The sequence below is a fragment of the Streptomyces sp. NPDC002690 genome (assembly GCF_053592415.1).
Genome location: NZ_JBSFVR010000037.1, coordinates 26,622 through 36,134, shown reverse-complemented (window position 1 = coordinate 36,134; position 9,513 = coordinate 26,622). Strand labels below are relative to the sequence as shown.

Below are 9,513 nucleotides of genomic sequence, written 5' to 3'. Positions count from 1 at the left end.
CGTGCTCACCAAGGACCGCAAGCGGACGGCCCAGTTCGAGCACACCCTCGTGGTGACGGAGACCGGGGCGGACATCCTCACGCTGCCGTAAAGCGATCGGCCCGGCGGATCGCGGCCCTGACGCACGGCGATCCGGCCGCCTGGGAGGGCACGGCGATCCTCCACGAGCTGATCCGGGTGGCGCTGGACGGCGGCTCCCCGGCCGCCGCCCTGCCCGCCGCCCTGGCCGACGTACGCGAGGACCAGCGCGCCCGCTGGGCGACGGTGCTCGCCCCGGACTGGCACCCGGATCTGGCGACCGAGTTCAACGGCGCGGTCTGGCCCTGCCTGGGTACCGCCGTCTGGGCCCTGCGGACGACCTCGTCCTTCGAGGCCGCGCTCGCGGCGGCGATCGACGTCGGCGGCGACACCGACACGGTGGCCGCGGTGACCGGTGCGCTCGCGGGCGCCGTACACGGCATGGGCGCGATCCCCGCCCGCTGGACGGAGCCGCTCCACGTACCGCTTCCCGGTTTCGGAGGGCGGGTGCTGCGCACCGCCGAGCTGACGGCCCTCGCCCTGCGCCTGGACGGGCACGAAGGCGCTCCCTCCGCCCGCTGAATCCCGCCGTGCCCCCATGCCCACCGGTCGGACACCCCGTTGACGCCGAGCCGATCCGGCTGGTGCACTGAACGGATGCGTCCTCAGCTGCGGCTGGTCACCCGCGACCACATCGACTTCGGTCGGGTGTGGTCGTCGTCCTGTCGTCCCTGACTGCTTCTCCGTCAGCACGACGTCAGCACGTAGGCAGCACACGACGGCACGGCGCACCGCGCCGCCCGGCCGGTGCCACCACCGCCATCGCCACCCGCAGCAGAAGATGAGGCTTCGCCATGCCCGTAGAGTTCCTCGGCATCGCCGCGACCAACGAAGGTTCCGAGGTGACGCCCCGCTCGGGAGCGTCCTTCGACAAGGAGTACACGCTCAAGCTGGCCCGCGCCCACGAGGACCACGGCTGGGACCGGGTGCTCTTCGCCTACGGCTCCGGCTCCCCCGACCCGTCCCCGGCAGCCGCGTTCATCGCCGCCCGTACGGACCGGCTCCAGATCCTCGTGGCGCACCGGCCCAACGTGTCGTACCCGACGTTCGCCGCGAAGACGTTCGCCACGCTCGACCGGATCAGCGACGGGCGCCTGGCCGTCCACTTCATCACCGGCGGCAACGACCACGAGCAGCAGCGCGAGGGGGACTTCCTCACCAAGGACGAGCGGTACGCGCGCACCCGTGAAGCCATCCAGATCATCAAGAAGGCGTGGACCTCCCACGAGCCCTTCGACCACGAGGGCACGCACTACCGCTTCAACGACTTCGTGAGCGACACCTTCCCCGTGCAGCAGCCGCACCCGCAAGTCTCGTTCGGCGGTTCCTCCCCGGCGGCGTACGCGGCAGGGGGCGCCGAGGCCGACATCTTCTGCCTCTGGGGCGAACCCCTGGCCGAGACCGCCGAACAGATCGCCTCGGTCAAGGCGGCGGCGAAGGCGGCGGGGCGCACCGACGTACCGAAGATCCAGGTGGCGTTCCGCCCGATCATCGCCCCCACCGAGGAGCTCGCCTGGGAGAAGGCGCACCGGACGCTCGACCGGATCAGGGCCCGCAAGGCGGGTGCTCCGCCGAGCCGCCGCCACCCGCTGACCGCTCCGCAGAACGCGGGTTCGCAGCGGCTGCTCGCCGTCGCGGGACGGGGTGAGCGCCACGACCGCGCGCTGTGGACGCCGACTTCGGCGGAGACCGGCGGTGCGGGCAACTCCACGGCCCTGGTGGGTACTCCGGAGACGGTCGCCCAGGCCCTCCTCGACTACTACGACCTGGGGGTCGAGATCCTGTCCGCCCGGGGCTACGACCTGCTCGACGACGCGATCGACTTCGGCCGCCACGTCATCCCGATCGTGCGGGAGGAGGTCGCCAAGCGGGACGCCGCGCGGACGTCGGCAGCCTGAACCGGGGTCGGGGCGCATCCGCCGCTGCCACGACCGGAGAACACACTTACGATGATCATTCGGCGCGACGGCCGGGTGTGTCGGATCGACGCTTCACTCCGCCCGCGCCACCGGGGCGGGGGTCTTCCCGTCTCGCTGCGCGCAGAGAGTCATGGAGTCATCCGCGGTGTCGTTCTTCGTTTGTGTGGCGGTCTTCTGCCTGGTGTGGTTCTTCCTCCTCCCACTGAAGTGGCAGACCCGCCAACTCGCGGGTCCGAACCGCGCGTTGCAGAAGGCGGCTGCCGCGGCCCGGCGGCAGAAGTGGGAGCCGGCGGCGCGGCTCCTCGCCGAGGCCGGCGAGGACTGGGAGCGGCGCGCCCTGTACAGCGACGTCCTGGGCCGGGTCGCGGCCCGCAACGGGGACGGGTGGCTGCTGGCATGGGAGGCCGCCCGGCCCTACGACCCGGACGCGGCGGTGGTCCGCGCACGCGCCCGGATCGCGTACGCGTGGAAGCTCCGGGGCAAGATGAGCGCGAGCGCGACGTCCAGGGCCAGGTTCGCGCGCTTCCACCAGGCGCTGTGGGACTCCCGCGACGACCTGGTCCGGGCCGCCGGGCTCAACCCGGCGGACCCGACGCCGCACGTCGCCGAGGTCTGGATGGCGATGGGGCTGAACTACCCGAACCGGGACATGCATCTTCTGTGGCAGGAGATCACGGAGCGCGCCCCGCACCACTTCGACGCACATCTCAGCGCCTTGCAGTACTGGTGCGCCAAGTGGCACGGCTCCAAGCAGATCGCTCGCGACTTCGCGGAGAAGGCCGCCCGGGACGCTCCCGCCGGGAGCCTGCTGGCGGTTCTCCCGCTGATCGCGTGGTTCGAGAACAGCGACATGGCACCGCCCGCCGCGTCCTTCGGGTCACCGCGGGTGCGCGCCATGGTCGATGCCGCGCTGGTGGACATCGACGCCGCGCCCGTTGATCATCCCCGGCTGCCGTACGTCCGCCACCTCGTGGGCTACGTCCTCGTCCACCAGGGGCGGTACCGCGAGGCCGTGGCACAGTTCCGGCGCGTCGACGGCCACCTGAACGGTCTGCCCTGGCGCTACTACCCCGAGCCGTTCGACGCCCTCCGCTACCGGGTCCTGCGCACCCGGGCCGCCCGGCGCTCCGTGTTCGAGAAGCGCGAGAAGCGGGGGAAGGTGCGCCGCTGAGCGGGACGGCGGTGGCACGAGGCGGTGGGATTCCGACCCGCGCGACCACACCTTCCCCCGCTCCCCCTCCCGTACCTCTTCCGGGAGTCCCCGGCGGAAGCCGCCCTATTTTCCGGCATCTCTTCGAAAAGGGGGTGCAACCTTCCGTGCGCTTCGGCGGTCACATCAAGTGGGAGCAAAACGCTCTTGAAGTAACAAGGGGGAAATTATGGGATTCGCGCGTAATGTCGCGGCTGCCGGGGCGTTGACCGCCCTGGTGGTGGGAACCACGGTGGCGTTCGGCGCCACCGCCCAGGCCGCGCCCAACGTCACGCCGCAGGGGGTCTGCGGCAGTGCCTACAAGACGGTGAACTCGGCGCCCGTCGGATCGCTGGGCACCGTCTACCTCACGTACAACTCCGCGAACGGCAACAACTGCGTCGCGACCATCCGCTCCAACCCGGGCACCGTGAAGTACATGTCCGCGTACATCTACGTGCCGGACACCGACGCCTGGGCCGAGGACTACGGCAACTACACCTCGTACGCGGGCCCGGGCCGTGTCTACGGCAAGGGCCACTGCGTGAGCTGGGGCGGCAACATCGACAACATCCACGTGTCGGTGGAGAACTCCAACTGCGCGACCCTGAAGGAACAGCGGGTCACCACCATCGGCTGACCCCGCCCCGAGCGGCACAGCGGGCCCGGGGCATCACGCCCCGGGCCCGCCTCCGTCGCTCGTACCGCCTCAGCCCACCGAGCTGTACGCCACCACTCCGCGCAGCACCTCGTCGACGGCCTTGCGGGCGTTCTTCGCCACCGTGCTGCCCTCGCGCGGGGCTGCGGCGGCCACCTGGCCGAGGACGTCGATGACCTGCTTGCACCAGCGGACGAAGTCGCCGGCGGGCATCTCGGCCTCGCGCAGCACCTCGTCCAGGGAGCGGCCGGAGGCCCACATGTAGACCGCCCAGGCGAAGCCGAGGTCGGGCTCGCGCTGGCCGACCCCCTCGGTCTGGCTGATCTTGAAGTCCTCCTCCAGGGCGTCGAGCCGCCCCCAGATGCGGACCATCTCCGCCATGGCGGTCTTCGCCGGGCCCGACGGCAGCTTGGGCGCCACCGCGTCGTCCGCCTGCCGTGCCTCGTAGACCAGCGCCGAGACGCAGGCCGCGAGTTCGGCCGGGTTCAGCCCCTCCCAGACACCGTCCCGCAGACATTCGCTCGCCAGCAGGTCGAGCTCGCCGTAGAGCCGGGCCAGCCGCCGGCCGTGCTCGGTGACCTCGTTGGCGCGCAGGTAGTCCAGCTCGGTCAGAAGGGCCACGATCCGGTCGAAGGTGCGGGCGATGGTGTTCGTCCGTCCCTCGATGCGGTTCTCCAGCTGCCGGGTGTCGCGCTTGAGGCGGTGGTACCGCTCCGCCCAGCGCGCGTGGTCCTCGCGCTCGTCGCAGCCGTGGCACGGGTGGGCCCGCAGCTCGGTGCGCAGGCGCGCGATCTCCCGGTCGTCGGCCGCCGCCGCGCGCCCCTTGCGGTGGCGGTCCGGCACGATGTGCCCGGCCTTGGTCCGCAGGGCGGAGGCGAGGTCGCGGCGGGACTGGGGCGAGCGGGGGTTGAACGTCTTGGGTACCCGCATCCGCTCCACGGCCTCCACCGGGACCGGGAAGTCGATCGACGCCAGCCGCTTCACCTGACGCTCGGCGGTGAGCACCAGCGGGCGCGGGCCGTCGTGCTGGTCGAAGCCGCGATGGCCGTTGGCCCGCCCGGCGGGCAGTCCGGGGTCCAGCACCAGTGCGAGGCCGGCGAACTTGCCGGTCGGCACGTGGATGATGTCGCCCGGCTTCAGCTTCTCCAGGGAGGTGGCGGCGGCTGCACGGCGCTGCGAGGCGCCCTGCTTGGCCAGTTCGGTCTCGCGGTCCTTGAGGTCCCGCCGCAGTCGGGCGTACTCCTCGAAGTCCCCGAGGTGGCAGGTCATGCCCTCGCGGTACCCCTCCAGGCCCTCTTCGTTGCGCTGGACCTGGCGGGAGATCCCGACGACCGAACGGTCCGCCTGGAACTGGGCGAAGGAGGTCTCCAGCAGCTCGCGCGAGCGGTGCCGCCCGAACTGCTGCACCAGATTGACCGCCATGTTGTACGACGGACGGAAGCTGGAGCGCAGCGGGTACGTGCGCGTCCCCGCGAGCCCGGCCAGCCCCGCCGGGTCCAGGCCCCGCTGCCACAGCACCACGGCGTGGCCCTCGACGTCGATGCCGCGGCGCCCCGCGCGCCCGGTGAGCTGGGTGTACTCGCCGGGCGTGATGTCCGCGTGCTGCTCGCCGTTCCACTTGACGAGCTTCTCCAGTACCACCGAACGCGCGGGCATGTTGATGCCGAGCGCGAGGGTCTCGGTGGCGAAGACGGCCTTGACGAGACCGCGGACGAAGAGCTCCTCCACGACCTCCTTGAAGGTCGGCAGCATGCCGGCGTGGTGCGCGGCGATACCCCGCTCCAGCCCTTCGAGCCATTCGTAGTACCCGAGGACGTGCAGGTCCTCGGTGGGGATGGAGGCGGTCCGCTCCTCGACGATCTCCCGCACCAGGCGGCGCTTGTCCTCGTCGTTGAGCCGCAGACCGGCGGTGAGGCACTGCTGCACGGCCGCCTCGCAGCCGGCCCGGCTGAAGATGAAGGTGATGGCGGGCAGCAGCCCCTCTGCGTCCAGCCGGTCGATCACCTCGGCGCGGGACGGCGTCCAGATCCGGCTGCGCTGACGGCGCTCGCGCTCACGGTCCGCCTCGCGGACCATCTTGCCGCGCCGGCGGTCGCGCGGGTTGTACCCGGCCTGGCTCTCCATGCGGGCGAGCCTGATCAGGTCGGGGTTGGTCTCGCGGCGCGCCGACCCACGGCCGCCATGGTCGGTCTCCTCCTCGAAGAGGTCGTACATCCGGCGTCCGGCGAGCACGTGCTGCCAGAGCGGCACCGGCCGCTCTTCGGAGACGATGACCTCGGTGTCCCCGCGCACGGTGTCCAGCCAGTCGCCGAACTCCTCGGCGTTGGAGACGGTCGCCGAGAGGGAGACCAGCGTCACGGATTCGGGCAGGTGGATGATCACTTCCTCCCAGACCGCGCCCCGGAAGCGGTCGGAGAGGTAGTGCACCTCGTCCATCACGACGTATCCGAGGCCGTTCAGGGACTGGGAGCCCGCGTACAGCATGTTCCGCAGCACCTCGGTGGTCATCACGACCACCGGCGCCTCGGAGTTGACGCTGTTGTCACCGGTCAGCAGGCCGACCTTGTCGGCGCCGTAGCGCTTGACCAGGTCGGCGAACTTCTGGTTGGAGAGCGCCTTGATCGGCGTGGTGTAGAAGCACTTGCGCCCCTGCTCCAGGGCGAGGTGCACCGCGAATTCGCCGACGATCGTCTTGCCCGAACCGGTCGGGGCCGCGACCAGCACGCCCTTGCCCGCTTCCAGTGCCTTGCAGGCCTCGATCTGGAAGGGGTCGAGTTCGAACTCGTACATCTGGCGGAAGGGCCACAGCGCCGTGGCCATCTCGGCCTGGCGGAGGCGGGAGGCGTGGTAGCGCTCGGCTGGTGAGAGGTCCTCTGTCATCTTGCTGTCGAGCCTACCCGCCACCTCCGACAGTCCATGCGCCCTTTTTCCGCCCGCGCATCCGGTCGCCCCGGCCCCGGGCCGGGGCTCAGCCGGTGAGGACCCGTACCGCGCCGGGTACGCACACCGCCGTCACCGGGAGCGCTCCCAGGGGTTCCCCGTCGGCGTAGGCGGTGGTGGCGGCCGCAGCCAGTTCGACGGACGCGGCCCGGTGGACGGTGACCACCGGGTGGGAGAGGTGGCTGCCCCGGTAGACCTGGGGGAAGACCTTCAGCAGGGTGGTCCGGCTGCAGTCCCCGACGACGGTCACGTCGAAGAGCCCGTCGTCCATGACGGCGTCCGCGCAGATCCGCATGCCACCGCCGTAGGAGGTCCCGTTGCCGACCGCGACCAGGGTCGCCTCGACCTCCATGACGGCCCCGCCGTCCAGCCGTATCCGGTACGGGACGGGCCGGAAGGAGGCGAGCTCGGCGAGGATCGCCAGGTCGTACTTGAGACGGCCGGGGACCAGGCGCATCCGGTTGCCCCGGTCGTTGACCCGGGAGTCGAAGCCGGAGGCCAGCACCGTGCCGAACCACCGGTCCCCGGCCCGTCCGAGGTCGAGGGTGCGTATGCCGCCCCGCTTCAGGGCGTCGGCGGCCAGCCGGCCCGACGCCGCCGGGTCGCGCACCGGCAGGCCGAGGGTCCGGGCGAAGTCGTTGCCGGTGCCCGCGGCCACCACTCCCAGCGGGGTCCCGGTCCCGGCCGCCGCCTGGAGCCCGAGGGAGACCATGCCGTCCCCGCCCACCACGATCAGCGCGCCCGTACCGCCGGCCACGGCGTCCCGCGCCCGGCGCAGGGCGTCGTCCGCGTTCTCGCCGAGCACGGTCCGCACGGAGAATCCGGCGTCCCGCAACGCGGAAGCGGCCGGCTGCGCGGCGTGCGCGCCCCGGCCGCTTCCCGCGGTGGGATTGACGAAGAGGGTGATCTCGCTGGTCACCCGCCGGACCCTACAAGGTCAGGTGATGTCGTCGTAACCGCTCGGAGATTGCGATCCGGCACCGTCCTGCTCGCCCGACGCCTGTCCGGGCACCGTGGCACGGCCCGCGGACACGCTCTCCACCCCGCCGATCGGTTCGGGGGTGAGGTCGAGCTCCGACGCCTCGTCGTCGTCGAGCTCGGCGTCGGGGTTGCCGCGGTTGCGGCGCTTGTCGTTCAGGAGGGAGAAACCGGTCGCGATGAAGTAGAGGACGGCCAGCGGTCCGGCCAGCAGCAGCATCGACAGCGGCTCACCGCCGGGGGTGGCGATGGCGGCGAACGCGGTAAGGCCGACGATCATCCCGCGCCACCAGCCGAGCATCCGCTTCCCGGTCACTATCCCGGTCAGGTTCAGCGCGACGAGGAGCAGCGGCAGCTCGAAGGCCAGACCGAAGACCACGATCATGCGGGTCAGCAGGTCGAGGTAGCTGTCGAGCCCGATCTGGTTCTGCACGCTGTCCGGGCTGAAACCGAGCATGATCTGCGCGGTCTGCGGCAGGATCAGATAGGCGAGGTAGCCGCCGGCCAGGAAGAGCGGGGCACCGATGACGGCGAAGCCGTAGGCGTACCGCTTCTCGCCCTTGTGGAGGCCCGGGGCCACGAAGGCCCACAGCTGGTACAGCCAGACCGGCGTGGCGAGAAGCACGCCGGACATGAGGGCGACCTTGAGGGCGTTGGTGAACGGTGCCATCAAGGTGTCGGTCTTCAGCAGCGCACAGGGCTTGCCATTGACCGCGGTGACCACGCCGTCCTTGCAGCCGACCGAGGAGAGGATCGGTCGCAGAAGGAAGTCGTAGATGTCCTTCTGGAAGAAGGCGGCGACGATCGTCACCACGACAATGGCCAGAACGGCCTTCAGAAGCCGGTTACGCAGCTCACGCAGGTGATCGAGGAGGGGCATCCGCCCCTCGTCGTTCTTCTCCTGCTTGCGGGCAGACTTGAGCAACCCACTTCCCTCGTCTCGTGCGGCAGCCGTCGGTGGAACGGATCAGCTGTCAGCTCTGGGTGGTGGGGTTGGGCTCGGCGACGGGGCGCGCGCTGGTGACGTCACCCGGAGCGGCCTGGATGGTGCGAGCGGCGGCAGGCTTCGGGGTGGGCTCGGCGACCGTCTCGGCGGTGGGGGTGGCGGGCTCGGCGTCGTCGCGCTTCATCGCCTTCGCCTCGCTCTTGAGGATACGCGCGGACTTGCCGAGCGAACGCGCCATGTCCGGAAGCTTCTTGGCACCGAAGAGCAGCAGGATGACAGCGATGATCAGAACCAACTCAAGGGGCTTCAGATTGCCGATCATGTGTGCGACTTCCTTCTCACTGGGGTGACTGGAGGAACGGGCTCACTACCCGATCAGTCGGACACGCGTCCGAACGGTCAGCTGGCAGCGATCGTAACCCGCAGTGGTAAACACCAGGCAATGCCCGTGCATACACGCGGTTCCGGACCACGCCTCCTGCCTGGGCCGACCCCAGCAGCGTACCGCGAGGTCCCGCGAATCCGGAGGCCGCGGCTCCCGCTACCGGAGGACGTCCGCCGTGGAGGCGAGGCGCGTCGCGGCCCGTTCCAGGTCCTGGGCGGCCCGGTTGATCCGCTCCGAGGTGGTAGCCACCTGCCGGCCGAGCCGTCGGACTTCGAGGAAGACCCGGACGGCGAGAACGCCGAGCACGGCGATCCCCAGAAATCCCAGAGTGATGGCAAGCATGGGCCAGAACATGCGGGCTGAGCCTCTTTCGGGGGACGCGGAGGGAAGCGGGCGGCGGACACGGGGCGGGCTGCCGCG

General features: G+C 70.9%; 8 protein-coding genes and 2 pseudogenes. 5 read left to right on the top strand and 5 right to left on the bottom strand.

Annotated features, from left to right (window positions below):
- The 5 genes and pseudogenes from ACWD3D_RS08070 to ACWD3D_RS08050 form a co-directional block, all read left to right on the top strand.
- Positions 1-91, top strand: a pseudogene (locus tag ACWD3D_RS08070) (type I methionyl aminopeptidase); the annotation flags it as partial.
- A pseudogene (locus ACWD3D_RS08065) lies at positions 85-600 on the top strand (ADP-ribosylglycohydrolase family protein); the annotation flags it as partial. The pseudogenes ACWD3D_RS08070 and ACWD3D_RS08065, both read left to right, overlap by 7 nt.
- A 272-nt stretch (positions 601-872) precedes the next feature.
- Positions 873-1,976: an LLM class flavin-dependent oxidoreductase gene (locus tag ACWD3D_RS08060; protein ID WP_451460073.1), complete on the top strand. Its 1,104-nt coding sequence runs from the start codon at positions 873-875 to the stop codon at positions 1,974-1,976.
- Between the two features lie 166 nt (positions 1,977-2,142).
- Entirely contained in the window at positions 2,143-3,168 is a 1,026-nt protein-coding gene (locus tag ACWD3D_RS08055; protein ID WP_451460072.1) for a hypothetical protein, read from the top strand.
- 208 nt (positions 3,169-3,376) lie between these two features.
- The gene (locus tag ACWD3D_RS08050; protein WP_451460071.1) at positions 3,377-3,826 is read left to right on the top strand and encodes a spore-associated protein; all 450 of its coding nucleotides are present in this window, start codon (positions 3,377-3,379) and stop codon (positions 3,824-3,826) included.
- A 69-nt stretch (positions 3,827-3,895) separates the two neighbouring features.
- On the opposite strand, the gene ACWD3D_RS08045 is transcribed toward ACWD3D_RS08050, so the two are convergent.
- From ACWD3D_RS08045 to ACWD3D_RS08025, 5 genes are all read right to left on the bottom strand, one after another.
- On the bottom strand, positions 3,896-6,724 hold the full coding sequence (locus ACWD3D_RS08045) for a DEAD/DEAH box helicase (protein ID WP_451460070.1): 2,829 nt from the start codon (positions 6,722-6,724) through the stop codon (positions 3,896-3,898).
- 88 nt (positions 6,725-6,812) lie between these two features.
- The gene (locus tag ACWD3D_RS08040) at positions 6,813-7,703 is read right to left on the bottom strand and encodes a diacylglycerol kinase (protein WP_451460069.1); all 891 of its coding nucleotides are present in this window, start codon (positions 7,701-7,703) and stop codon (positions 6,813-6,815) included.
- An 18-nt stretch (positions 7,704-7,721) separates the two neighbouring features.
- Complete coding sequence (gene tatC, locus ACWD3D_RS08035) at positions 7,722-8,687, bottom strand: twin-arginine translocase subunit TatC (protein WP_451460068.1); 966 nt, start codon at positions 8,685-8,687, stop codon at positions 7,722-7,724.
- A 49-nt stretch (positions 8,688-8,736) separates the two neighbouring features.
- Complete coding sequence (gene tatA, locus ACWD3D_RS08030; protein ID WP_451460067.1) at positions 8,737-9,030, bottom strand: Sec-independent protein translocase subunit TatA; 294 nt, start codon at positions 9,028-9,030, stop codon at positions 8,737-8,739.
- A 219-nt stretch (positions 9,031-9,249) separates the two neighbouring features.
- Complete coding sequence (locus tag ACWD3D_RS08025; protein ID WP_451460066.1) at positions 9,250-9,447, bottom strand: hypothetical protein; 198 nt, start codon at positions 9,445-9,447, stop codon at positions 9,250-9,252.
- Positions 9,448-9,513 lie beyond the last annotated feature (66 nt).